Source organism: Rhodococcus sp. W8901 (assembly GCF_013348805.1).
Lineage (GTDB): Bacteria > Actinomycetota > Actinomycetes > Mycobacteriales > Mycobacteriaceae > Prescottella.
The window spans coordinates 4,715,479-4,739,750 of the sequence record NZ_CP054690.1; the positions used below are offsets into that span (position 1 = coordinate 4,715,479).

The window sequence follows — 24,272 nt, forward strand, 5'->3', positions numbered from 1 at the left end:
GAGGGCGGCGGTTCGGATCACGGTGGGGTTCTCGTCGGACACCTGTCGCAACGTACCCCCGTCGAGGTTCGACCACCCATCTACCACGGTTTGTCCGCTTTGTACCGATTGAAACTTCGATTTGGACACTTAGTAAGATAGACCCCGTAGTCCCCTTCGCTAGCTAAGCGAACGGTCTACCCGACTCTCGGTTCTACCGATTCGTCACCCCGCCGCCCGACAACCCGACGGAGTGCCATTTGCTAGTCGTATTGATCGCCCACGCGATAGCCGCCGTTCTGGCTCCGCTCGTCGTGCGATCAATAGGACGCAACGCGTTCTTCCCGCTCGCGCTGGTACCGCTCGCGAGCCTCGGCTGGGTCATCGCGAACTGGGGCACCGAGCAGTCCCTGCACATCCAGTGGGCGCCCGGCCTGTCCATGGACATCGACATGCGGTTCGATTCGCTGGCCGCCATCATGTCGGTGCTGGTCCTGGGTGTCGGCGCACTGATCCTGGTCTACTGCGCGCGGTACTTCAAGGACGACGAACCCCGCCTCGGCATCTTCGCCGCGGAGATGGTCGCCTTCGCCGGCGCCATGTTCGGCCTCGTGACCAGCGACAACATGCTGATCCTCTACACGTTCTGGGAACTGACGACGGTCCTGTCGTTCCTGCTCGTCGGCCACTACGCCGAGCGCGCCACCAGTCGCCGCGCGGCGACCCAGGCGCTGCTGGTGACCACGGCGGGCGGACTGGCGATGCTGGTCGGCATCATCATGCTCGGCCAGCAGGTGGGCAGCTACAACCTGTCCGACGTGGTCGCGAACCCGGCGAGCGGCTGGCTTGCGAGCGTCGCGATCGTGCTGGTGCTGATCGGCGCGCTGTCGAAGTCGGCGATCGTGCCGCTGCACTTCTGGCTGCCCGGTGCGATGGCCGCACCCACCCCGGTCAGCGGGTACTTGCACGCGGCCGCGATGGTCAAGGCCGGCATCTACCTGGTGGCCCGCCTGGCCCCCGGCTACGCGGACTCGCCGCCGTGGCGGGTCACGATCATCACGCTCGGGCTGGCGTCGATGCTGCTCGCCGGCTGGCGCGCGCTCCGCTCGTTCGACCTCAAACTCGTGCTCGCGTTCGGCACCGTCAGCCAGCTCGGCTTCCTCATGGTGCTCGTCGGCGTCGGCTCCCGCGACGCCGCGCTGGCCGGCATGACGATGGTCGTCGCGCACGCGATGTTCAAGGCCGCACTGTTCATGGTGGTCGGCATCATCGACCACACCACCGGCACCCGCGACATCCGCAAGCTCGCCCGGCTCGGCCCCAGCGCGCCGTGGCTGGCGACGATCGCGGCGCTGGCGGCGGCGTCGATGGCCGGCCTGCCACCGTTCCTCGGCTTCGTCGGCAAGGAAGCCGCCCTCGAATCGATCCTCGACGCGAGCGTGCTCGAGCCGTGGGCAAGCACCACGATCGTGGTCGCGATGGTGCTCGGCTCGATCCTCACCGTCGCGTACAGCATCCGATTCGTGTGGGGCGCGTTCGGTCGCAAGCGGCTGCGCAAGCCCAGCGCCGCGGTCGCGAACATGCACGCCCCGGGCGCCCTGTTCCTGGCGCCGCCCGCGCTGCTCGCGGTCGCGGGTCTGGCCGCCGGTCCGCTGTCGCCGCAGCTCGAGAAGCTGCTCACGCCGTACTCGACGACGCTGCCCGCCGGCCCGCACGCCGACTACCACCTCGCGCTGTGGCACGGCTTCAACCTGCCGCTGCTGCTGACGTGTGTCGTGATCGTGGTCGGTGCCCTGCTGTTCGTGGCGCACCGCTGGGCCGTCGCGCGGCTGCGGTTCCAGCATCCGCCGCTCGGCAACGCCGACCGCGTGTACGACGCCACCCTGCGTGGCATGGACACGCTGTCGATGCGTCTGACCGGTTTCACCCAGCGCGGTTCGCTGCCGCTGACGCAGTCGACGATCCTCGCGACGCTGGTGCTGCTGCCGGTGATCCTGCTGGCCCTGCGCACCGATGTGTGGGCGGACATCCGGCTGTGGGAATCGCCGCTGCAGCTCACCGTCGGCCTGATGATGATGGCGGCCGCGCTGGCCGCCACCGTGCTGCGCAACCGCCTGGCCGCGGTGATCCTCGTCGGGCTCAGCGGCTACGGCTGCGGCGTCATCTTCGCGCTGCACGGCGCCCCCGACCTCGCGCTCACCCAGTTCCTCGTCGAGACCCTCACCCTGGTGATCTTCGTGCTGGTGCTGCGCAAGCTGCCCGCCGAGGTGGACGAGCGGCAGGCCATCGGCTTCAAGCTGCCGCGCGCGATCCTCGCGGTGGGCGTCGGCGCCGCGGTCACCACCATCGCCGCGTACGCGATGAACGCCCGGAACTCGGTGCCGATCTACCACCAACTGCCCGACGCCGCGTACCTGCTCGGCAACGGCCGCAACGTGGTCAACGTGCTGCTCGTCGACATCCGCGCGTGGGACACCCTGGGCGAGATCTCGGTGCTGCTGGTCGCGGCCACCGGCGTCGCGAGCCTGGTGTTCCGGCACCGCCGGTTCGGTACCGCACCGCGGGTCGCCGACGCCCCGTCCATCGTGCTCGACGCCGCGTCGGCGAGCACGGAGACGACGTGGCTGCGCGGCGGCGACCTCATCGATCCGCGACACCGTTCGCTGGTGCTCGAGGTGACCACGCGCCTGATCTTCCCGACGATCATGGTGCTGTCGGTGTACTTCTTCTTCTCCGGCCACAACGCCCCCGGCGGCGGGTTCGCGGGCGGTCTGACCGCGGGCCTGGCGCTGGTGCTGCGTTATCTCGCCGGCGGCCGCTACGAACTCGGTGAGACCGTGCCCATCGACGCCGGCAAGATCCTCGGCCTGGGCCTCGCGCTCGCCGCCGGTACCGCGCTGACGTCGCTGTTCCTGGGCGCGCCGCCGCTGTCGTCGGCAGTGTTCGAGGTGACGCTGCCGCTGCTCGGCCACATCAAAATCGTCACCGCACTGTTCTTCGACCTGGGGGTGTACCTGATCGTGGTGGGTCTCGTGCTCGACGTGCTCCGCAGCCTCGGAGCCCGACTCGACGCACAGGTCGAGGTGAACGCCCGATGAGCGCCGACCTCGCCACCCTGATCGTCATCGGCGTGCTGACCGCCGCCGGTGTGTACCTGCTGATCGAGCGCAGCATCATGCGGATGCTGCTGGGTCTGCTGCTGGTCGGCAACGCCGTCAACCTGCTGATCCTCACGGTCGGCGGACGCTCCGGCAACCCGCCGATCGTGGGTCGCGAGTCGGTGCACGAGGAGATGGCCGACCCGCTGGCGCAGGCGATGATCCTGACCGCGATCGTCATCACGATGGGCATCGCCGCGTTCGTGCTGGCCCTCGCCTACCGATCGTTCAAGATCAATACCGCGGACCGGGTCGAGGACGACCCCGAGGACACCAAGGTCTCCAAGCGGCGCACCCCGGCCGAGGCGCCGGACCGCGACCGCTCCGACGACCCGGTCACCGGCGCGCCCAGCAAGAGCGGCGACGCCTTCGACTCGGAAGGCAACCCGATCCCCGTCGACCAGCTCGAGGATCCCGAGGACTACGAGTCGTTCGAGGACCTCCTCGAAGGGGACGGCGACGCCGAGACCGTGGACGCCGAGACGCCGGGAGGTCGGCGATGACGCTCTCCCCCGCACTCATCGGCACCCTCGCCCCACTGCCGGTCCTCATCCCGATGATCGCCGCGGCGGTCACGCTCATCCTCGGCCGCCGGCCCACCGCGCAGCGCTGGGTCACCCTGGCCGCGCTCACCGCGGTCACCGGCGTCTCGGCGATGCTGCTGTATCTCGCCGACCGGCACGGCACCACCGCGATCCAGGTGGGCGGCTGGGACACCCCGATCGGTATCACGCTGGTCGTGGACCGGTTGTCGGCGCTGATGCTGCTGGTGTCGTCGATCGTGCTGCTCGCCGTCATGATCTATTCGATCGGTCAGGGCATCCGGGACGGGCACGAACACCAGCCGGTGTCGATCTTCCTGCCCACGTACCTGGCGCTGACGGCCGGTGTGTGCAACGCGTTCCTCGCGGGCGACCTGTTCAATCTGTACGTCGGCTTCGAGGTGCTGCTGGCCGCGAGCTTCGTGCTGCTGACGCTCGGTGCCAGCGCCGACCGCGTCCGGGCGGGCGTCTCGTACGTCATGGTGTCGATGGTGTCGTCGCTGATCTTCCTGTGCGGTATCGCGTTCGCGTACGCCGCGACGGGCACCCTCAACCTCGCGCAGATGGCGTTGCGGTTCGACGACATCCCCGCCGGCACCCGGATGGCGATCTTCGGTGTGCTGCTGGTGGCGTTCGGCATCAAGGCGGCGGTGTTTCCGCTGTCGACGTGGCTGCCCGACTCCTACCCCACCGCCCCGGCCCCGGTCACCGCGGTGTTCGCGGGCCTGCTCACCAAGGTCGGTGTGTACGCGATCATCCGCGCGCACACGCTGCTGTTCCCGCAGGGCGAGCTCGACAACGTCCTGATGGTGTGCGGCCTGTTGACGATGATCGTCGGCATCCTCGGCGCCATCGCGCAGAGCGACATCAAACGTCTGCTCTCGTTCACCCTGGTCAGCCACATCGGCTACATGATCTTCGGTGTCGCGCTGTCCACCCAGTCGGGTCTGTCCGGGGCGGTGTACTACGTGGCGCACCACATCATCGTGCAGACCACGCTGTTCCTGGTGGTGGGTCTGATCGAACGACAGGCCGGGTCGTCGTCGCTGCGCCGCCTCGGCGGTCTCGCCGCCGCCAGCCCGGTGCTCGCGATCGTGTTCCTGGTGCCGGCGCTGAACCTCGGCGGCATCCCGCCGTTCTCCGGGTTCATCGGCAAGATCGCGCTGCTGCAGGCCGGTGTCGCGCACCCGAGTGTGCTGTCGTGGCTGCTGGTCGCCGGTGGCACGGTCACCAGCCTCCTGACGCTGTACGTCGTGGGCCGCGTGTGGACCAAGGCGTTCTGGCGGGCCCGCGCCGACGCCCCCGAGGGCGAGCTCGCCGACGTGAGCCCGTCGGCACTGATCGACGAGTCCGAGGAGGACATCGCGTTCGTCGACCGCGAGGACGTGGGCCGGATGCCGGTGTTCATGCTGGTGCCGACGATCGGACTGGTCTGCGTCGGTCTGGCGCTGACGCTCTTCGCCGGCCCGATGATCGGGATCAGTGACCGCGCGGCGCAGGACCTGCAGAATCGGGATGTCTACATCACCGCCGTACTGGGCGAGGGAGGTGACCGATGACCCGCGAACGCGTACTCCGCGTCGGCGTCCTCGCGTGGCTGACGGTGGTGTGGATCCTGCTGTGGGGCACGTTCAGCATCGCGAACGTGCTCGGCGGGCTCGTGGTGGGGCTGCTGATCATGTGGCTGCTGCCGCTTCCCCGGGTGCCCGTCGAGGGCCGGGTGCATCTGCTGTCGATGATCAAGCTGGTCTGGATGATCATCTTCTACGCGGCGCAGTCGAGCGCGCAGGTGGCATGGCTGGCGATCCGGCCGGGGCCGCCGCCGGTGACCGGCGTGCTGCGCTGCAAGCTCGGCATCAAGTCCGACCTGGTGCTGACACTGTGCGTCGACGTGCTCAACCTGATCCCCGGCACGATGGTGCTCGAGGTGGACCAGGCCCGGCGCGCGGTGTACGTGCACGTCCTCGACGTCGGCACCACCAAGGCCGTCGACCAGTTCTACCGATCGGTGCGGGAGCTCGAGCGGTTGTTCATCGCGTCGTTCGAGCGTGATTCGGAATGGCAGCCGGCTCCGTGGCACCTGCGGGACTACGAGTACCACGAAGAGGGCAGGGAGGATCGAGCATGACAGCCGTGATGATCATCGCCGGAGTGATGCTGGTGGTGGCGGCGTTGCTCACCACCTACCGGCTGCTCGCCGGGCCCGGCAGCCTCGACCGCCTGGTCGCGATGGACACCCTCATCGCCACCGCGATCTGCGGACTGTCGGTGTGGGCGGCCTACAGCGGCGACACCACGATCGTGCCCGCCATCGTCGCGCTCGCCCTGGTCGGCTTCGTCGGCTCGGTGAGTGTGGCCCGATTCCGGGTGAGTGACGACTCGTGAACACCTTCCTCGACGTCCTCGCGGCGATCTGCATCCTCACCGGATCGTTCCTGGCGCTCACCGCCGCGATCGGCATCGTCCGATTCCCCGACACCCTCTCCCGCATGCACGCGGCCACCAAACCGCAGGTCGTCGGCCTGGTGCTGGTGCTCGTCGGCGCGGTGATCCGGCTGCACGGCAACGTCGACATCTGGATGCTCGTGCTCATCGGCCTGTTCACGCTGCTGACGGCCCCGGTGATCGCGCACAGCGTCGGCCGCGTCGCCTACCGCGAACAGCGCGGGCGCGACGGGCTGCTGATCAACCGCGACGAGGATCCGGGGACCTTCCGCTAGCTCGCGTTTTGCGCACTTATCGCGCGGGCGGGCCGTCCTCCGACAGCGACAAGTGCGCAGAACGCGGGGAGGAGGGGTCCCGGTAGAACGTGCGCCAGTAGCCGTAGGCGAAGAGCGCGGGGACGCCGAGGAGCAGCGGCGCCGAGACGGCCGGGTACTCCGCGATCTCCACGGCCAGGAATCGGTAGCTGAGCAGCAGGGCGGCGATCAGGACGGCGCCGGACGCGACGAGCCGCAGCCGGAACCAGCCCCAGCCGCGTTCGGGGGCGCGCAGCGCGGATTCGAGGGTGAGGGTCAGGACGGCGCCGGCGATGAGGTCGACGCCGTAGTGGTAGCCGAAGCCGAGGGTCGCGGTGAGGGTGCACAGCAGCCAGAACATGCCGCCCCAGCGCAGCCACCACGGGCCCTGCCGGGAGTGCAGGAAGATGGCGAGCGCCCACGCGGTGTGCAGGCTGGGCATGCAGTTGCGCGGGGTGGCGTCGTCGAACGGCATCGCCGACGGCGTCAGGTCGAACGGGACGACGGACGGCCAGAAATCGCCGACCTGGAAGCCGTTGCCGTCGGCGCCGAACGCGAAGATCGGTCCGACGACGGGGAACAGGATGTAGAAGACCGGCCCGACGAGTCCGATCAGCAGGAACGTCCGGACCAGGTGGTGTGACGGCCAGCCCTTGCGCAGCTGGTACAGCGCGACGACGATCGCGGCGACGGGCAGTTCGATGTACACCCAGTGCAGGACGCCGTAGCCGACGGAGCCGAGGGCGTCGACCACCTCACCCATCACCCAGGACGGGTTGCCGAGGGCGTGGTCGGCGAGCTGGACGTACTGGTCGAGGACCTGAGGTCCGGCGAGGATGGTGATGTGCAGCCACACGTCGCCGAACTTGGTGGCGACGATCAGCAGTGCGCCGAGGCCGACGCCCATGAGGGCGCTGCGGCGCTGTTCGCCCTGCCACTTCGCACCGGCGTACACGCCGATCGCGGTCAGCACGATCACCGCGCCGTTGCCGACGGTGAGGGGCCCGCCGGCGAGGTAGCGGATCGCGGCGATCACGACGTCGAGAGCCACGGCGCTCGACAGCGCCAGCACCCGCTGCCGGTTGGTCAGCCCCACCATCGCGAGGGCGAGCCCGGCCCACGGCACGGACGCCGACTTGGGGGTGCCCGCAAAATCGTTGAAGAGGCTCGTCAGCGGCCCCTCGAAGCCGCGTGACGACGCGAAGATCTGCAGCGCGATCAGAATGGCGAGACCTGCCGCAACGACGCCGCCGAGCAGGAGACTTCGGGTTCGTCCGTCGAGCCGTCTCGGCTCCGTCCGCGCGCCACCGTCCACTAACACGCCGTTCATAGTAAACGGCGGGTGAATTCGCGCTTACGTGTCCAGTTCCTCGACGAGCGAGCGGACCACGGCGCGCAGGTCGCCACCGGTCGCGGCGGCCACCTTGCGCTGCCGCTGGTACGACGCCCCGCGGCGCGGGATGTCGGCGACGCGGGCCAGTTCGTCGGCGCAGCCGAGCCTCACCGCGGTGGGGGTGAGTTGCTCGAGCAGGTCGTCGAGGTCGTCGGTGACGAGCCGTTCACGGTTGTCGGCGCCGAGGATCACTTCGGCGTCGAGGCCGTATCGGGCTGCGCGCCACTTGTTCTCCTGCACGTGCCACGGCGGCATGGACGGCAGCGTCTCCCCCGCCTCGAGACGGGTGTCGAGGTCGACGATGAGACAGTGGATGAGCGCGACGAGGGCGCTCAGTTCGGTGCGGGAGGAGACGCCGTCGCACACGCGGACCTCGATGGTGCCCCAGCGCGGCGCGGGCCGGATGTCCCAGTGCAGGCCGCCGAGGTTCTCGATGACGCCGGTGGTGAGCTGGTCGTGGACGTAGCCCTCGAACTGCGTCCAGTCGTCGAACTGGAACGGCAGGCCGGCGGTGGGCAGCTGCTGGAACATCAGCGCGCGGTTGCTGGCGTAGCCGGTGTCGACGCCGGTCCACATCGGCGACGACGACGAAAGAGCAAGCAGGTGAGGATATTTCAGCAGCAGCGCGTTGAGAATGGGGAAAACCTTCTCCTTCGTCGAGATCCCGACGTGCACGTGCACACCCCAGATGAGCATCTGCCGGCCCCACCACTGCGTGCGTTCGATCAGCTCGTCGTAGTGGGGGGTGCGGGTGAGCAGCTGCGTGGACCACTGTGCGAACGGATGGGTGCCTGCGCACATCAGGTCGACCCCGAGCGGATCAGCTGCCCGGCGCACCAGCGACATGGTCTCGGACAGGTCGTCCATGGCCTCGCCGACGTTGTCGCAGATGCCGGTCACGAACTCGACGGTGTTGCGCAGCAACTCCTTGGTGACCCGAGGTTTCTCGGCGAGTTCACCGACGCCGTCGAGGACGGCTGCGGCGGTGTTGGACAGATCGCGAGTGGTCCGGTCGACCAGCGCGATTTCCCATTCCACCCCGAGGGTCGGACGCGGCGAACCGGCGAAAGGGACTCCCACATCACCGATCCAACCACAGCGTCCGAGCGCCCGCAGGACGCGAAACGGCGGGGGCCGTGATGGCCCCGCCGTTGTCAGTTCTCGCGTCGGTCGGACGTGATCAGCCGCCGATGACGCCGCAGGCGACGCGGCCGCCGGCGTCGCCGGTCGCCAGGGTGGCCTGGTCCGGCACCGGAGCGTTGTCCGGCAGCGTGTAGCGGGTGGGGATGTTGGCGAAGTTGTCGGCGCCCGCGTGGATCATCAGCGCGGTGCCCTTGCCGCCGTTCTTCAGGTCCGCGAGGGTGAAGGCGTTGGTGGTGGTGACGAGGTAGCCCTTGCCGTCCTCGCGGACCTCGAGGGAGGTGAGATCGCCGCTGGCCGGGTGCCCGGTGTGGCCCTCGACCTGGAAGTGGCCGCCGGCGGATAGGAAGTTGCCGGGCTCGCCGCCGGTGGGGGCGACGGAGTTGGGCTCGCACTTGCCGACCGAGTGCACGTGCAGGCCGTGGAAGCCTGGCTCGAGGCCCTGCGCGTCGACGGTGATCTCGACGTAGCCGGCGGTCTCCGCGAGGGTGGCGGTGCCGACCGAGGTGCCCTTCGCGTCCTTGAGCTGCACCGAGACGGTGTCGGACACGGCGGGGCCGGAGGTGTTCTCGGAGCCGCTCTCGGCGTGCGAGCCGCTGGGGGCAGCGGAACCGGTCCACACCGGCGGGGTGGTGCCGGGGACGTCGGTGGGCTCCTCGTTGTTGGAGCACGCGGTCAGCCCCAGAGCGGCGATCGCGACCAACGGGGTCACGACGCGCCAGGACTTGCGACGGGTGGAATGCGAGGCCATCGAACCGCTCCTTCGAGATGGTTGAAATCTGCCGATGATCATAACCAGCGGGTTTTCGCGGGCTAGTTGGAGGTGACGATCACGATCACGCCGGGCGAGGCGCTGGAGATGCCGGCGAAACGCGGTTCCGCGGTGACGCCCAGTTCCGCCGCGATGGCCTGTGCGGCCTGCTTCTCGGCGGCGGTGTCGCCGTAGTAGACGGTGGTGTTCTGGATCAGGCCGTAGCTGTAGTTGCCGGTCTCGGAGACGTTCCAGCCGCTCGACGTGAGTTCGCTCGCGGTCTGGCCGGCGAGACCGGAGACGGTGCTGTTGTTGAACACCCGCACCGGAATCGACTTGTCGACGCGGGCGGACGTGGCCGACGCGGAGGTGGTGGCGGACCCGGACGGCGCGGAACTGGTGGCCGTCGTCGTCGTGGCCTCGGCCGCCGAGGTGGTGGCGGGCGCGGCAGTGGTGGTACGCACGGCGGCGGGGGCCGCGGCGGGCGCAGAGGTCGTGGTGGCCACGGTCTCGGGTGCGGCCTCGTCGGAGTCCGAGCCACCCAGGGAGGCGGCGCCCAGCCCGGCGAAGAGGATCGCGAGGGCGATCAGCACCATCGCGAGGGCTCGCAGCGGGGGGCCTGACGACTCTGGGTTCGGGGTGGTCACTGTTCCGACCTTAATCGGCACGTCGGACTGTTCTCGTAACGAGGTGACGACGACCGGGGGTTGAATGGCGGCTTACGTGGAGATGTCGAAGCCCAGGCGGCGGGCGGCGCGGGCCTTCTGTCGGCTGGCCCGCAGGCGACGCAGGCGCTTGACCAGCATCGGGTCGGCCGCGAGAGCCTCGGGACGATCGACGAGCGCGTTGAGCACCTGGTAGTAGCGAGTGGCCGACATGGAGAAGAGCTCCTTGATGGCCTCTTCCTTGGCACCGGCGTACTTCCACCACTGCCGCTCGAAGGAGAGAATGTCGTGCTCGCGTCGGGTGAGGCCGTCCTCGCCGACGTCGTTGCTCGACGCGCCGTCGCTGCGTTCAGACTGGTTCCGGGCTGCTGCGCCGTCCATCTCACTCCTCGACTGCTGTCTCGCCCGGCCTCGGCGAACCTCGTGCCCCCTGGTGGGCCCGATCGGATCAGGCCGAACGTCGTGTTCGGGCGCTCGGCCGAACGACCCCCCGATCACGAATTACACCGATGTTCTTCCTGGTCATTGAACCACGATCGCGGCGGCGGCGGCCGGGTTCCGCCGGGGCGCGCCGCGATTCGCACGCCCATTATCCTTGGTGACCATGGCAATTCTTCCGATCCGGATCGTCGGCGACCCGGTACTGCACGAGCCGACCAAGCCGGTGACCCAGTCGCCGGCCGAACTCGCCGAACTCATCGGCGACATGTACGACACGATGGACGCCGCCAACGGCGTCGGCCTGGCCGCGAACCAGGTGGGTGTGCCGCTGCGCCTGTTCGTCTACGACTGCCCCGACGTCGACACGACCGGCAAGGCGATCCGCCGCCGCGGCGAGGTGATCAACCCGGTGCTCGAGACGTCGGAGATTCCGGAGACCATGCCGGACGAGGACGACGACGTCGAGGGCTGTCTGTCGGTGCCCGGCGAGCAGTTCCCGACGGGCCGTGCCGACTGGGCGAAGGTCACCGGCACGGACGCCGAGGGCAACGCCATCGAGATCGAGGGCCACGGTTTCTTCGCGCGCATGCTGCAGCACGAGACGGGACACCTGGACGGCTTCCTGTACGTGGACGTGCTGATCGGCCGCAACGCCCGGGCCGCGAAGAAGACGATCAAGCGCGCGGGCTGGGGTGTGCCGGACCTGAGCTGGACGCCGGGCACGGTGGACGACCCGTTCGGTCACGACGAGGACGATGACGAGGACTGACCCACCTCGGGGTCAGCCGACGCTCGGAGGCCGGGTGGTGGTGCGGTATCGCCTGCCACCCGGTGGCACCCACCCGCTCACCGACGTGATCGGCACCCTCGAGCAGCTCGAGCCGACGGTGGTGGTCCGCACCGCCGACGACCGGGTCGTCGAGGTGGATCGGGGCGATGTGGTGCGCCTGAAGGCCCTCGGCCCCAAGCCGGTGCGCCGGTCCGGGACCGGGTCCGACGACTGTCGGGGCAGCTGACTACCCTCACGGGTGTGCGACTCGCGACGTGGAATGTGAACTCGGTCCGTGCCCGAACCGACCGGATCGTGGACTGGCTGGCCCGCACCGACACCGACGTGTTGGCGATGCAGGAAACCAAGTGCAAGGACGAGCAGTTCCCGTACGAGCGGTTCACCGAGGCCGGCTACGAGGTGGCGCACGTCGGGTTGAGCCAGTGGAACGGCGTGGCGATCGCGTCGCGCATCGGGCTCGAGGACGTGCAGATCGGGTTCGCGGACCAGCCCGGGTTCAACAAGGATCCGGAGGCGGAGGCCGCGCAGGAGGCGCGCGCGATCGGTGCGACGGTGGGCGGGGTGCGGGTGTGGAGCCTGTACGTGCCCAACGGCCGTGAGCTGACGGATCCGCACTACGTCTACAAGCTGGAGTGGCTGGCGAAGCTGCGCGCGGACGCGGAAGGCTGGCTGGCCGGCAACCCGGACGCGCAGATCGCCCTGGTCGGCGACTGGAATGTCGCGCCCACCGACGAGGACGTGTGGGACCCGGCGTTCTTCGAGGGCAAGACGCACACGTCGCAGCCGGAGCGGGACGCGTTCGACGCGTTCGCCGAGGCCGGGTTCGCGGATGTGGTGCGCCCGCACGCGCCCGGTCCGGGCGTCTACACGTACTGGGATTACACGCAGTTGCGGTTCCCGAAGCGTCAGGGCATGCGCATCGACTACGTGCTGGGTTCGGCGGCGTTCGCGGCGCGGGTCACCGGCGCGCACATCGATCGGGACGAGCGCAAGGGCAAAGGCGCGAGCGATCACGCGCCGGTCGTGGTCGACCTGGACTGATCAGGCTGGCCGCTCGTCGAGCAGGTCCAGGTACTCGGTGTGGGTGCCGAGGAACCGCGTGACGTAGGTGCACACCGGGCGGATCCGGGTGCCCTCACTGCGGGCCCGGTCGAGCACGGCCCGCACCAGTACCGCCGCCCAGCCGCGACCGCTTCGATCCTCTCGGACGACGGTGTGCAGCAGGGTGAGCACGTCACCGGACGGCCCGGCACTGTCGCGGTGATAGCCGAGGATGCCGACGAGGTCGTCGCGCACCCACAGCTCGTAGCGCTCGTGCGGCGGGCTGTCGACGATGCGGACGGCGTCGGCGACGGCACCCGCAGTTCGTGGGGATTCGGTGTTCACGTTCCCCATGAAACCGGCCGAACCGCCGGCACCGGGTCCGTTTCGGGACGGGTGTGGCGGTTCGATGCAGTTCCTTGACCGCGCCGTGGCCGGAGGTCGATCAGTTGAGGGAGATCGAGTCGAGCGGAACCATGAGGTCCCGATACTCGGGGTTGGCCTCGACGAACCTCTGCACGTACGTGCACACCGGCCGGACCTGCCAGCCGTAGTTCCGCGCCTGGTCGAGCGCGCGCCGGACCATGACGGCGGCGAGGCCGCGGTGACCGAAGTCCTCCACGACGACGGTGTGCATGAACGACACGACCGGGGAGACGGCGCGGCGTCCGCCGGCGCGTTTCTTGGCGACCGGCGAGGTGTCGTAGTAGCCGACGATTCCCACCAGATCCCCGTTGAGCCACAGCTCGAAACGGTTCTGGTCGGCATTGTCGGTCACGTCGGCACGGGGCGAATCCGCGAACACGACACCTCCTCGGGACGCTTTCGGAGCAATAATGTGATCCACGCCACTATTAGTACAGCTGGGCCGGCCCACCTGTCAGGCGTTTGACCGAAAGTTTTGCGATCGGATTCCCGGCAAATGCCGTTGGCCGCCGGTGCGCCCGGGCAGACAATCGAGGGACACCGCGTTGCACGCCGGAAGGGATGTTCCGATGCCGCTCGAACCGGTCCTCGAACCCGCCGCGCAGGAGTTCGCCGACGCCACCGCCGAACCCCCGTTCCTGTACGAGCTCCCGGTCGAGGAGGGCCGGGCCCAGTTCGACGAGGTGCAGTCCGGCGACATCGCCAAGCCGTCCGTGGAGATCGAGGACCGGGTGGTGGACGGCGGTCCGTCCGGGCAGATCCCGATCCGGATCGTGCGCCCGCGCGCCGCGGCCGGCCCGCTGCCGGTGATCCAGTACAACCACGGGGCCGGGTGGGTGTTCGGCGATGCCGACATCTACGACCGGCTGATCCGCGAGCTGGCCGTGGGATCCAATGCAGCCGTGGTGTTTCCGAGCTTCACCCGCTCGCCGGAGGCGAAGTATCCGACGGCGATCGAGGAGCTCTACGCCACCTCGATCTGGATCGCGGACCACGGCACGGACGCCGACCTGGATCCGACGCGGATCGCGGTGGCCGGCGACAGCGTGGGTGGGAACATGACGATCGCGCTGACGCTGCTGGCCAAGCAGCGCGGCGGCCCGCAGTTCCGCCACCAGGTGCTGTTCTATCCGGTCACCAACGCCGAGTTCGACACCGACTCGTACCGCCAGTTCGCGCACGGCTACTTCCTCACCGTGGAGGCGATGCGCTGGTTCTGGGATCAGTACACCACCGACCCGGCGCATCGGGCCGAGATCACGTGCTCGCCGCTGCGGGCCACCACCGAGCAGTTGGCGGGGCTGCCCCCGGCTCTGGTGATCAACGGCGAGGCCGACGTGCTGCGCGACGAGGGCGAGGCGTACGCGAACAAGCTACGCGCCGCGGGCGTCCCGGTGACCGCGGTGCGGTTCCAGGGGATGATCCACGACTTCATGATGCTCAACGCCCTCGCCGACACCCACGCCGCGCGGACCGCACTGCTACTCGCGACCACGGCTCTCGAGCGTGCCCTCTACGGCGCCTGAAAGAACGCGGAGTCCCGAACACGCAGTGGCCCTGTACCTTCAGAGGCATGACGGCCCTGTATCCACGGATCGAACCGTACGTGCACGGCATGCTCGAGGTCGGTGACGGCAACCGGATCTACTGGGAGTGCTGCGGCAATCCGGACGGCATTCCGGCGGTGGTCCTGCACGGCGGCCCCGGTTCGGGATGTGCACCGGGGTGGCGGCGCTTCTTCGATCCGTCGGCCTACCGGATCGTGTTGTTCGACCAGCGAGGTTGCGGCCGCAGTCTTCCGCACGCGAGCGACCCCGCAACGAGTCTGCACGGCAACACGACCCAGCATCTGATCGCCGATATCGAGCGGTTGCGGACCCACCTCGGCATCGACCGCTGGCTGGTGTTCGGCTGGTCGTGGGGTTCGACGCTGGGATTGACGTACGCCCAGAGTCACCCCGGACATGTCCGTGGGATCGTCCTCGGTGCCGTCGCCACCACCTCGCACACGGAGGTCGAATGGGTCACCCGCGGTGTAGGCGTGCACTTTCCGGAGCAGTGGGCGCGCTATCGCGACGGCGTGCCCGCCGAGTGGCGTGACGGCGACCTCGCCGCCGCCTACAGCCGGCTGCTCGAGAGCTCCGATCCGGCCGTGCGCGAGCAGGCGGCACGGGACTGGTGCGCGTGGGAGGATGCCCATGTGCGGGTGCGTCCCGAGCACCGCGCCGATCCGCGCTACGACGACCCGACGTTCCGAATGTGCTTCGCGCGCCTGGTCACCCACTACTGGAGCAATGCGGCTTTCCTCCCCGACGGGCAGATCCTGCGCGACGCGCACCGACTCCACGGCATCCCCGGCGTCCTGGTGCACGGCATGCGCGATATCAGCTGCCCCGCGGACAGCGTCCGCGCGCTGGCCGCAGCGTGGCCCGATGCCGAGTTGCATCTCGTGGACGAGGCCGGCCACTTCTCCGGCGATCCGGGCATGACAGACCTGGCCGTGGCCGGCACGGACCGATTCGCCCGGGCACACACGTATGCCGATCCGCTCCAATAGTTGTACTGCAGTTCATTTTTGAGCCTGACCCGAGCGACCCCAAATCCCCGCCGAAACCATCACCGACTTCGCCGTTCCCGGCGCCACCGGTTGCGGATCGCTCGGCTCGCTGAACTGGGCCGTCAACCTGCGGGCGGGTCTGCCCTCCGCTGGTACGGGCAACTCCCTGTCCACCACGAGCGCCGTCTACAACGTGGCCGACTGGGAGCTGGTCGAACCCTGATCCACCCGCATCATCTGATCCACCGCTGACCTCGTCCCGGTGCCGGCATCCCTCCGGCACCGGGACGAGTCACGTCGTGGACGTCCCAGCACTCGAGCTTCACCGCGCCCCTCACACCACCGTCCGTCGCACCCGGTCACATGGGTAGGCTCGAGGCCGTGAACTACCTGCCCCTGACGCCGACCGGCCAGACCCCGATCCGCGCCCTCACCATCGCCGGCACCGACTCCGGCGGCGGCGCGGGCATCCAGGCCGATTCGCGCACCATGGCGATGTGCGGGGTACACGCGTGCGTCGCGGTCGCCGCGGTCACGGTGCAGAACTCGGTGGGCGTCAGCGGATTTCACGAGATCCCGCCCGAGACGGTGGCCGCACAGGTGCGCTGCGTCGCCCTGGACATCGGCGTCTCCGCCGCCAAGACCGGCATGCTCGCGTCCACCGCGATCATCGAGGCCGTCGCGCAGGTGTGCACCGAGGTCGGAATCGGCCGCGACGGCTCCATCCCGCTGGTGGTGGACCCGGTGTGCGCGTCCATGCACGGCGATCCGCTGCTGCACGCCGAGGCGCTCGACGCCGTCCGCAACACCCTCATCCCCATCGCGTCGCTCGTGACACCGAATCTCGACGAGGTGCGCCTCATCACCGGCATCGAGGTGGTCGACGACGCCAGCGCCCGCCGCGCCGCCGAGGCCCTGCACGCACTCGGCGCGCAGTGGTCGATGGTCAAGGGCGGGCACCTGCGCTCGTCGACGTCGAGCACCGACCTGCTGTTCGACGGCGACACCTTCCACGAGTTCACCAGCCCGCGGATCGATACCGGCAACGACCACGGCGGCGGCGACACCCTCGCCGCGGCCGTCGCGTGCGCGCTCGCCAACGGCTACGCGATGCCCGACGCGGTCGCATTCGGCAAGGAGTGGGTCACCAAGTGCCTCGAGGCGTCGTACGACCTCGGCGCCGGGCACGGGCCGGTCTCGCCGCTGTGGCGACTGGATCCGAAAAACGCCTGATCAGCGCGAATAGTCGCGCAAAGTCATGACGAAACCGACCGCCACCACCGGCACCGCGAGGATGTAGACGGTAATCCGGAACCACGTGGGCCCGTAGTAGCTCACCGCGATCGCCGCCGCTAACGCCGCGATGATCATCAGCACCCCGTAGAAGGGTGTTCGCTGTGGATGCTCGGACTCGGCCACGTCCTCAGTGTGCGCGCCGGGTGACGGGGGCGGCAACCGTTTCCCGAACTCGTCGGAATCGTCCGGCTGCGGCGTCACCGCGGTGCGGGCGCCGGTCGCAGCACGAACACCCGCAGGTCCTCCGGCACCCCACGCTGCGGCGCCGCCAGCAGACCGCGGCGGTACCGCTTGGCCACCAGGCCCAGCTCGGCGAGCCGCTCCTCCCCGATCGCGTCGTAGGTGTTGCCGGACATCACGACGTTCCCGTTGCCGCCGAGCTCCATCATCCGGGCTGCGACATTGACGTCCACGCCGAACCAGTCCGCGCCGATGGGCTGCGGCAGCCCGGTGTGCAGGCCGACGCGCATGCGCGGGCGGTAACCGTGGTGGTCCAGCGTCGCGAGCGCCGCGCGGGCCGCGAACACCGCCTCCATCGCCTTGTCCGGATGGTCGAACACCACCATCAGCCCGTCGCCGAGCCGCTTGACCACCTGGCCGCCGCGTTCGATCATCGGCGGCTCCACCGTGGCCGCCACTTCCCGCAGCAGACCCAGGGTGGCGCCGTCACCGGCGCCCAGCGACCAGCTCGAGAACCCCACCAGATCCGTGAAGACGATCGTGACCTCGCCGTTCGCCGGACCGCCCCATGCCTTCTCGAGCATCGCCTGCAGCACCTGGAGTGCCGCCATGCTCACCTCGCGGGACGCACCCGGCCCGGTGTCGATCATGCGGGCCGCCGCCCGGGCCCCGCCCGGACCGGCCGTCGACAGCGGATCACCGAACGCGGGATCCCCGGGAAGCGCCTGCCGGATCCGCCGGACGGCATCGACCAGCTGGGGCTGCCGGTCGGCGTCACGGACCCATTTCGCGACCGAGCCCGTCACCTTGGCATGCCCACTCACGGCGCCGGAATCGGTCTCGACCGGTTCCGGTGTGGCGCCGTCTCCCTGAGGGTCGTCACTCACCCCGGCAAGAATAATCGCGGGCCGGTCATCTCGCAGAACTGCCGCGTGACGCCGCTTTCGGCGCCTACTTCCCGGCATCGGCACGGGCCGCCGTCCGCGCGTCACCGGCCGCCGGCACCCCGTTCGGACCGTCGATCGACTGTGCGTAGTGCCCGACGCCGTACCCCACGGCCTCGGCGTTGAGGGCCAGCGCCCGACGATCGACGTTCGCGAGCGTGTCCTGTGACGTGTGGTAGTTCGGGTCGAACATAGTGTCGGCCTCACCGCCCCACTTCTCGGCCTGAGCTGTGGTCTTGTTCTCGTCGGCGCCGGTGAACAACCCGCCCGCCGGGATTCCGACAGCGATGAACGGCCCGTAGTCGGAGCGGCCGTCGAAGTCGGTGCCGTCCGGCGAGATGCCCAGTTGCAGCAGGATCGCGTCGAACGTGCGCTCGATGCCCGGCGACCCCTCCGGCCCCGGGCCCTCGCCCGCCTTGTCGGAGTTGTCGCCGTCGTACGCGAGGTAGCCGGCATTGTGCGAGCCGACCATGTCGAAGTTCAAGTACATCGCGATGTCGCCGCGTGCGGCGGCGTCGAGACCGTTCACGTACGCCTCCGAGCCGAGCAGTCCGATCTCCTCACCGCCCCAGAACGCGAACCGCACCGCGTTGTCGACGTTCGGCGTCGCGCCGAGCTGCCGCGCCGTCTCGAGCAGCGCCGCGACGCCCGAACCGTTGTCGTTGACACCCGGCCCCTCCCGGACGCTGTCCAGGTGCGCCCCCACCATGACGACGTTGTCGTCGGCGCCGGTCTTCGTCTGCGCAATCACGTTGCGGGACTTGGAGGATTCGACGGTGGCGTCGATCGTCAGCGTCGCGTCGCCGCCCTGACGCAGTGCCGCCCCGTCGGCCTTGCCGATGCCACCGGCGGGGATCCGCGCGGCGTCCTTGTCGCCCAACGTGCCACCGGTCAGCGGGCCGTCCTCGTTGTTGACCACCAGGATCGCCGCCGCACCCCGATCGGCCGCCACCTGCTGCTTCTGCGCGAACGGGCACGACCCGCGATCCACCAGCGCCACCGCGCCCGTGACATCGAGACCGTCGTAGTCGGTGGCCTCACAGCCCGGGGTGTCGTCCGACGGCACCGGCACCAGCCGGGCCTGCAGTCCCCCGGGCGGGGTGGCCGGCGAGTACGTCAGCGCCTTCACCGGCACGTCCCGGCCCGACACCTGCAGTGTCTGCGTGGTCACCTGAAAGATGTCGACGTCGAATTCCGGTGTCTCCACATCGAATCCGGCCTGCTCGAGCTGCCCCACCACGTAGTCGACGCTCGCGCCGTAGCCGGGTGTGCCGGCCGCGCGGTTGCCGCCGCTCTCGGTGGCGATCAGCTCGAGCTGTTCGAGGTCGCCGATCACCGCGTCGGTGTCGATCGCTGCCGCCAGCCCGGGGCCGTCGATCGGAGAGCTCAGGTCGTCGGGATCGCTGCACCCCGACAGCATCAGCACACCGGCCAGGCCCGTCACGAACGCCGCCCTCATTCGCATGCGGCGAAGCGTAACCGCCGCGGCCGCCCCGTGCCGCCGAACGCGACGAAGGTCCCGCACCGGTATCGGTGCGGGACCCTCGTCGTAGGCGGGAACGGTCAGGCGTCGCGCTTGTTCACCAGGAACAGGGCCGCGCCGAACACGATCGCGACGAATGCCGCGAAGTAGAGCAGCGAACCCCACGGACCCCAGTGGAAGTCAACGCTGCCACCGTTTCCGAGGAAGTGGTTCATGTTGTTGAACGGGCCGAACTCGCTGATGTACTTGCCCACCTTGGGAATCAGCGTCGCCATACTCTCGATCACCAGCGGCCACAGCAGTAGCAGCGAGATCGCGCCCGCCGACTGGCGGATCAGCGTTCCAACGCCCACCGCGAGCACCGAGACCAGCGCGAAGTAGATCGGCACCCCGAACAGTTCGCGAGCATTGTCGCCCTCACTGATCGACAAGCTCACGCCGGAGGTGGCCTGCCCTAGATAGAAGGACGCCAGCGCGATGACCAGGCCCAGCACCGCCGCGAACCCCGCCAGCAGGAGCGCCTTGCCGGCGATCACCTGCGTCCGGTTCGGGATCGCCTGGAACGTGGTGCGGATGACGCCGAAGCGGTACTCGGTGGTGACGGCGAGGGCCGCCATGATCATCACCAGCATCGAACCGAACTGGACGGCTCCGACCTGGGTGGCGGAGGCGGTGAACTCGCCGAACGGGTTGTCGCCCGAGTCGGTGGACGACTTGTACCCGACACCGACCAACGCAGCGAAACCGATGCTGGCGGCGACAGCGATGAGGCTGCACCACATCGGCGACTTCGTGGTCGTCAGCTTGATGCGTTCTGCATTCAACACGCTCATCGGAGCGCACCTCCCATGTTCTGCGCAGCGCCGGCGGGCTGTCCGGCGACCTGAGCGTGGTACTGCACGTCGTCACCGGTGAGCTTCATGAACGCGTCCTCGAGCGAGCCCTGCTGAGACGACAGCTCGTGCAGGACGATTCCGTTGGAGCCGGCGAGCACACCGATGTCGTCGGTCGCGACGCCCGACACCAGCAGTGCCGGCTGGTGATCGAGACCGGCGTCCTCGCGGACCGCGAACCCCTGCGCGGTGAGCAGACTGCGCAGCGCGTCGAGCTGCGGGCTGCGCACCCGAACCGACGCATCCGACGAGCGGTCGACGAAGTCCCGGACGCTGGTGTCCGCGATCAGCCGTCCGCGGCCGATCACCACCAGATGCTCTGCGGTGAGCGACATCTCGGACAGCAGATGGCTCGACACCAGAACGGTGCGCCCCTCCGCCGCGAGGCTCTGCATGAACTTGCGGATCCACACGATGCCCTCGGGGTCGAGACCGTTGACCGGCTCGTCGAACAGCAGCACCTTCGGGTCGCCCAGCAGCGCGCCGGCCAGGCCGAGCCGCTGCGACATGCCGAGCGAGAATCCGCCGGCCTTCTTGTTCGCGACCTCGCTCAGGCCCACCAGGCGCAGCACCTCGTCGACGCGCGACGCGGGCAGCGAGTTGGCCGCCGCCATCCACTGCAGGTGTGCCTTGGCCGACCGGTTGGGGTGCACCCACTTTGCGTCGAGCAGCGCGCCGACGGTGCGCAGCGGCTGCTTCAGCTGGTGGTACGGCACCCCCTCGATCAGTGCGGTGCCCGACGTCGGCTTGTCGAGGCCCAGGATCATCCGCATGGTCGTCGACTTACCGGCACCGTTCGGGCCGAGGAAGCCGGTGACGATGCCCGGCTTCACGGAGAACGTGAGATCGTCCACCGCTTTCGTCGACCCGTAGGTCTTCGTCAGTCCCCTCACTTCAATCATGGGGACCACAATGCCCGATGAGGGGACCTCCGCGCATCGGTCGCAGGTCTACATCCGTGTCATACCCAGGGATGACACGAACCCTGAGACAGAGTCGGGGACTACCCGGATCAGGCCCGGACGGCGCCGTCCGGCATCGTCACGTCGGTGAGATCTGCGCCACTCACGTCGGCCGTGGCGAGCACCGCGCCGGTCAGATCCGCGTGCGCGAGGTACGCGCCCGCCAATCTGGCGCCCGTCAGGTCGGCGTCCTCGAGGTGCGCCCCGGTCATGTACGCGCCCGAGAGGTCCGCCCCGGCGAGGATCGCGTGCGCCAGGTACGTCGATGTGAGGAACGAGAGCGTCAGCACCGCACCCGACAGGTTGGCGTTCGTCAGATACGCCTTGCTGAAGTCGGCGTCCGCCGCGACGGCGCCGGCGAGATTGGCTCCCGTCAGGTTGGCGCCGCCGAGTTCCGCGGACGTGAGGTCCGCTCCCGACAGGTCGATACCCGCCATGTTGGCGCCCGTCAGGTTGGCACCGGCGAGGTCGGCACCCGACAGATCCATCCCGTGAAGATCCGGAGCGTCGGGCATTTTGTCACGTCGGGCGTTCCACGCCACGACATCCGAACGGAGGAGTTGAAGAAGATCTGCATTCAGCGTCGACATGGCATGTCCTATCCCGGCACTGGAACCAACGGAGCAGTCGCTGCCGAGCCTATGTCGCCCGCGCGCGTTCGGCCAGGTATTTCGACCAATCCGTGATCCGCGTGTCTCCCTACATCGGCGACGACGCCTGCGCCCAGAACCGCTTCGGAATGCGGCCGGCATGCCGGGCCTCGTAGCCGGCGGTGACCGCGCCGCGCATCGCCGACGCCATCAGCGCCGGGTCCTTCGCGCGCGTGACGGCCGTTGCGAGCAGCACCGCGTCACAGCCCAGCTCCATCGCGAGCACCGCGTCGCTCGCGGTGCCGATGCCGGCGTCCAGGATCACCGGCACGTTCGCGGCATCGACGATCATCTCGATGTTGTGCGGGTTCGAGATGCCCAGACCGGTGCCGATCGGCGAGCCCAGTGGCATCACCGCGGCACAGCCCACGTCCTCGAGGCGCTTCGCGAGCACCGGGTCGTCCGTGGTGTACGGCAGCACCGTGAATCCATCGTCCACCAATTGCTCTGCGGCGCTGACCAACTCGATAGCGTCGGGCAGCAGTGTGCGCTCGTCGGCGATCACCTCGAGCTTCACCCAATCGGTCTCGAGCGCCTCGCGCGCGAGCTGCGCGGTGAGCACGGCCTCGGCCGCGCCGCGGCAGCCGGCGGTGTTCGGAAGTAGCGCGATGTCGAGGCGGCGCAGCAGGTCGAGGACCCCGGTGCCGCCCGCGGCATCGACGCGGCGCATCGCGACGGTGGTCAGTTCCGTGCCCGACGCCACCAACGCCTCCTCGAGCACCGCGAGGTTCGCGGCGCCGCCGGTGCCCATGATCAGGCGGGAGCCGAACGTGCGGTCGGCGATCGTCAGCTTGCCCATCTCAGCCACCCTGCACCGCCGTGAGGATCTCGATCTCCCAGCCGCGACCCACCGACTCGGTCCACCGGCCGCGCGGGAACACCGCACCGTCCACCGCGACCGCGATGCCGCGCTGCGGCAGTTCCAGCCGGTCCAACAACTCGGCCACCGTCAGCGGCCCGTCGAATTCGTGGTCCTCACCGTTGACGGTGATACCGATCAACTCACTCATCCAAACCTCACTCATGCCCGCTCATACGTCTGCTGTGAAAATCGTTCGGCGGCGGCACTTTCCGCCTCCGCCAGGGGGTTGCCGTCGAGAATCGCGACAGTCGCGTCCGCGGTGACCGGGGTCATCAGGATTCCGTTGCGCCCGTGCCCGGTCGCGAGCACCACCCGATCCGAGACGCGGCCGATGATCGGCATGTTGTCCGGACTCATCGGGCGCAGACCGGCTTTCGCCTCGTACAGCTCGTACTCGCCGATCGCGGGCATCAGTGCCTCCGCATCGGCGATGAGGTCCCGCACCCCGGCGACGGTGACCTGGGTGTCGTGGCCCGACTCGTACTGCGTCGCACCGACGACGATGCCGTCGGCGCGCGGCACCAGGTACGACGGCCGGCCGTGCACACTGCCGCGGATAGTGCGCCGGGGCGCCGGCGTCACGCCCGGCCGGGCCCGAAGGCGCAGGATCTCGCCCTTCACCGGACGCACAGGCAGATCCGGCCACAGCTGCGCCGAGTTCGATCCCGCCGACAGCACCACCTGATCGGTGGTGAGCGTTTCCAGGTCGGTCACCGACTGCTCGATCAGCTCCACACCGGCCGCGACGGCGGCCGTCCGCAGCGCCTGCACCAGTAGCCGGTTGTCGACGGCCAACTCGGTGGGCGCCTGCAGCGCCAGGCGGATGCCGCGGCCCAGCGACGGCTCCAACTCCCGGATCTGCGCGCGGTTCAAGATCTTCAGCTCGTGCCCCTGCGTTGCCACCCACTCGGCGATGGTGTGCAGGTCCGCGGCGTCGGCGGCGTCCAGCGCGACGGTCAGCGAGTCGTCGGACGTGAACAGTGTCACCCCCGCGACGGCTTCCAGTTCGGCGCCGAATTCCGGCCACCGCTGCAGCGACGACGCCCCCAGCGCCAGCGCCTTCTCCTCACCGGGCCAGCCCTCCGACAGCGGGGCCAGCATGCCGCCGGCCACCCACGACGCACCGCTTCCCGGTGCCGGGTCGTGCAGCTTCACCGTCCAGCCGCGCTGCGCCGCACGCCAGGCGATCGACAGGCCGATGACACCGCCACCCACGACGGAAACCGATCGGGTCAACTTTTCTCCACCTCACTCCCTGCGCCGGCATGATCCGGGTCAGGTATGACGGTCGGGGCCGGCAGGCCCCCTCTCAGCCCCGCGCACAGTCTGCGCTCCTGGGACTCCCGTGTTGATTCGTCCGCATTAGAGACTACCGTTCCAG

The 24,272-nt window shown here is 69.1% G+C and carries 28 protein-coding genes and 1 riboswitch; of the genes, 12 read left to right on the forward strand and 16 right to left on the reverse strand.

The annotated features are described in order from the left end of the window. Positions 1-239: 239 nt before the first annotated feature. Genes HUN07_RS22065 through mnhG form a run of 6 tightly spaced genes read left to right on the forward strand, consistent with a single transcriptional unit; the run spans position 240 to position 6,399 of the window. Positions 240-3,077 (forward strand): Na+/H+ antiporter subunit A, encoded by a 2,838-nt coding sequence (locus HUN07_RS22065; RefSeq protein ID WP_114718606.1) that lies wholly within the window; start codon positions 240-242, stop codon positions 3,075-3,077. Beyond that, positions 3,074-3,640, forward strand: a complete 567-nt coding sequence (locus HUN07_RS22070; RefSeq protein WP_174912804.1) for a Na(+)/H(+) antiporter subunit C — start codon at positions 3,074-3,076, stop codon at positions 3,638-3,640. Before HUN07_RS22065 ends, HUN07_RS22070 begins: the two co-directional genes overlap by 4 nt. Further along, positions 3,637-5,238: a Na+/H+ antiporter subunit D gene (locus HUN07_RS22075; RefSeq protein ID WP_174912807.1), complete on the forward strand. Its 1,602-nt coding sequence runs from the start codon at positions 3,637-3,639 to the stop codon at positions 5,236-5,238. The genes HUN07_RS22070 and HUN07_RS22075 overlap by 4 nt, the downstream gene beginning before the upstream one ends. Continuing rightward, positions 5,235-5,807: a Na+/H+ antiporter subunit E gene (locus tag HUN07_RS22080; RefSeq protein WP_114718603.1), complete on the forward strand. Its 573-nt coding sequence runs from the start codon at positions 5,235-5,237 to the stop codon at positions 5,805-5,807. Before HUN07_RS22075 ends, HUN07_RS22080 begins: the two co-directional genes overlap by 4 nt. Then, entirely contained in the window at positions 5,804-6,064 is a 261-nt protein-coding gene (locus tag HUN07_RS22085; protein WP_114718602.1) for a monovalent cation/H+ antiporter complex subunit F, read from the forward strand. The genes HUN07_RS22080 and HUN07_RS22085 overlap by 4 nt, the downstream gene beginning before the upstream one ends. Next, positions 6,061-6,399 carry a monovalent cation/H(+) antiporter subunit G gene (gene mnhG, locus HUN07_RS22090; protein ID WP_114718601.1) on the forward strand — a complete coding sequence of 113 codons (339 nt, stop codon included), beginning with the start codon at positions 6,061-6,063 and terminating at the stop codon, positions 6,397-6,399. The genes HUN07_RS22085 and mnhG overlap by 4 nt, the downstream gene beginning before the upstream one ends. Before the next feature lie 16 nt (positions 6,400-6,415). On the opposite strand, the gene HUN07_RS22095 is transcribed toward mnhG, so the two are convergent. The 5 genes from HUN07_RS22095 to HUN07_RS22115 form a co-directional block, all read right to left on the reverse strand. Continuing rightward, positions 6,416-7,747, reverse strand: coding sequence for a phosphatase PAP2 family protein (locus tag HUN07_RS22095; protein WP_174912810.1), 1,332 nt, complete (start codon positions 7,745-7,747; stop codon positions 6,416-6,418). 24 nt (positions 7,748-7,771) lie between these two features. Further along, positions 7,772-8,890, reverse strand: coding sequence for a glutamate--cysteine ligase (locus HUN07_RS22100; protein ID WP_114718599.1), 1,119 nt, complete (start codon positions 8,888-8,890; stop codon positions 7,772-7,774). 100 nt (positions 8,891-8,990) lie between these two features. Next, a complete protein-coding gene (sodC, locus tag HUN07_RS22105; protein WP_174912812.1) occupies positions 8,991-9,701 on the reverse strand; it encodes a superoxide dismutase[Cu-Zn] in 711 nt (236 codons plus the stop codon). Between the two features lie 62 nt (positions 9,702-9,763). After that, positions 9,764-10,348, reverse strand: a complete 585-nt coding sequence (locus tag HUN07_RS22110) for a LytR C-terminal domain-containing protein (RefSeq protein ID WP_174912815.1) — start codon at positions 10,346-10,348, stop codon at positions 9,764-9,766. A gap of 72 nt (positions 10,349-10,420) precedes the next feature. After that, positions 10,421-10,747, reverse strand: a complete 327-nt coding sequence (locus HUN07_RS22115; protein WP_174912818.1) for a DUF3263 domain-containing protein — start codon at positions 10,745-10,747, stop codon at positions 10,421-10,423. Between the two features lie 223 nt (positions 10,748-10,970). Between HUN07_RS22115 and HUN07_RS22120 the strand changes: the two genes are divergently transcribed. Genes HUN07_RS22120 through HUN07_RS22130 form a run of 3 tightly spaced genes read left to right on the forward strand, consistent with a single transcriptional unit; the run spans position 10,971 to position 12,638 of the window. After that, a complete protein-coding gene (locus tag HUN07_RS22120; protein WP_174912821.1) occupies positions 10,971-11,576 on the forward strand; it encodes a peptide deformylase in 606 nt (201 codons plus the stop codon). After that, positions 11,563-11,823, forward strand: coding sequence for a putative acetyltransferase (locus tag HUN07_RS22125; protein WP_174912824.1), 261 nt, complete (start codon positions 11,563-11,565; stop codon positions 11,821-11,823). Before HUN07_RS22120 ends, HUN07_RS22125 begins: the two co-directional genes overlap by 14 nt. Before the next feature lie 14 nt (positions 11,824-11,837). Continuing rightward, positions 11,838-12,638: an exodeoxyribonuclease III gene (locus tag HUN07_RS22130; protein ID WP_174912827.1), complete on the forward strand. Its 801-nt coding sequence runs from the start codon at positions 11,838-11,840 to the stop codon at positions 12,636-12,638. Here the strand turns inward: HUN07_RS22130 and HUN07_RS22135 are convergent, their stop codons facing one another. Next, positions 12,639-12,992 (reverse strand): GNAT family N-acetyltransferase, encoded by a 354-nt coding sequence (locus tag HUN07_RS22135; protein ID WP_114718592.1) that lies wholly within the window; start codon positions 12,990-12,992, stop codon positions 12,639-12,641. It lies immediately after the preceding gene. Positions 12,993-13,083: 91 nt separating this feature from the next. Beyond that, positions 13,084-13,443, reverse strand: a complete 360-nt coding sequence (locus tag HUN07_RS22140) for a GNAT family N-acetyltransferase (protein ID WP_114718591.1) — start codon at positions 13,441-13,443, stop codon at positions 13,084-13,086. A gap of 190 nt (positions 13,444-13,633) precedes the next feature. Here HUN07_RS22140 and HUN07_RS22145 point away from each other — a divergent pair, with 190 nt between their 5' ends. From HUN07_RS22145 to thiD, 3 genes are all read left to right on the forward strand, one after another. Further along, positions 13,634-14,590: an alpha/beta hydrolase gene (locus tag HUN07_RS22145; RefSeq protein ID WP_174912830.1), complete on the forward strand. Its 957-nt coding sequence runs from the start codon at positions 13,634-13,636 to the stop codon at positions 14,588-14,590. A gap of 47 nt (positions 14,591-14,637) precedes the next feature. Further along, a complete protein-coding gene (pip, locus tag HUN07_RS22150) occupies positions 14,638-15,621 on the forward strand; it encodes a prolyl aminopeptidase (protein ID WP_174912833.1) in 984 nt (327 codons plus the stop codon). 381 nt (positions 15,622-16,002) lie between these two features. After that, positions 16,003-16,854, forward strand: a complete 852-nt coding sequence (gene thiD, locus HUN07_RS22155) for a bifunctional hydroxymethylpyrimidine kinase/phosphomethylpyrimidine kinase (protein WP_174912836.1) — start codon at positions 16,003-16,005, stop codon at positions 16,852-16,854. Here thiD and HUN07_RS22160 read toward each other — a convergent pair whose 3' ends face one another. From HUN07_RS22160 to thiO, 9 genes are all read right to left on the reverse strand, one after another. Then, entirely contained in the window at positions 16,855-17,040 is a 186-nt protein-coding gene (locus tag HUN07_RS22160) for a hypothetical protein (RefSeq protein ID WP_114718949.1), read from the reverse strand. A gap of 74 nt (positions 17,041-17,114) precedes the next feature. Continuing rightward, positions 17,115-17,984 (reverse strand): adenylate/guanylate cyclase domain-containing protein, encoded by an 870-nt coding sequence (locus HUN07_RS22165; protein WP_174912839.1) that lies wholly within the window; start codon positions 17,982-17,984, stop codon positions 17,115-17,117. A gap of 64 nt (positions 17,985-18,048) precedes the next feature. Then, positions 18,049-19,506 (reverse strand): M20/M25/M40 family metallo-hydrolase, encoded by a 1,458-nt coding sequence (locus tag HUN07_RS22170; RefSeq protein WP_174912841.1) that lies wholly within the window; start codon positions 19,504-19,506, stop codon positions 18,049-18,051. 98 nt (positions 19,507-19,604) lie between these two features. Continuing rightward, positions 19,605-20,357: an ABC transporter permease gene (locus HUN07_RS22175; protein WP_174912844.1), complete on the reverse strand. Its 753-nt coding sequence runs from the start codon at positions 20,355-20,357 to the stop codon at positions 19,605-19,607. Then, on the reverse strand, positions 20,354-21,319 hold the full coding sequence (locus HUN07_RS22180; RefSeq protein WP_174912847.1) for an ABC transporter ATP-binding protein: 966 nt from the start codon (positions 21,317-21,319) through the stop codon (positions 20,354-20,356). Before HUN07_RS22180 ends, HUN07_RS22175 begins: the two co-directional genes overlap by 4 nt. 110 nt (positions 21,320-21,429) lie before the next feature. Then, on the reverse strand, positions 21,430-21,894 hold the full coding sequence (locus tag HUN07_RS22185; RefSeq protein ID WP_254622633.1) for a pentapeptide repeat-containing protein: 465 nt from the start codon (positions 21,892-21,894) through the stop codon (positions 21,430-21,432). Between the two features lie 184 nt (positions 21,895-22,078). Further along, positions 22,079-22,828: a thiazole synthase gene (locus tag HUN07_RS22190; protein WP_302675465.1), complete on the reverse strand. Its 750-nt coding sequence runs from the start codon at positions 22,826-22,828 to the stop codon at positions 22,079-22,081. Between the two features lies 1 nt (position 22,829). Next, complete coding sequence (gene thiS, locus HUN07_RS22195) at positions 22,830-23,039, reverse strand: sulfur carrier protein ThiS (protein WP_114721831.1); 210 nt, start codon at positions 23,037-23,039, stop codon at positions 22,830-22,832. A gap of 11 nt (positions 23,040-23,050) precedes the next feature. Beyond that, positions 23,051-24,127: a glycine oxidase ThiO gene (gene thiO / locus HUN07_RS22200; RefSeq protein ID WP_174912849.1), complete on the reverse strand. Its 1,077-nt coding sequence runs from the start codon at positions 24,125-24,127 to the stop codon at positions 23,051-23,053. Beyond that, a riboswitch (TPP riboswitch) is annotated at positions 24,127-24,248 on the reverse strand. Its footprint overlaps the gene before it by 1 nt. Positions 24,249-24,272: the final 24 nt, after the last annotated feature.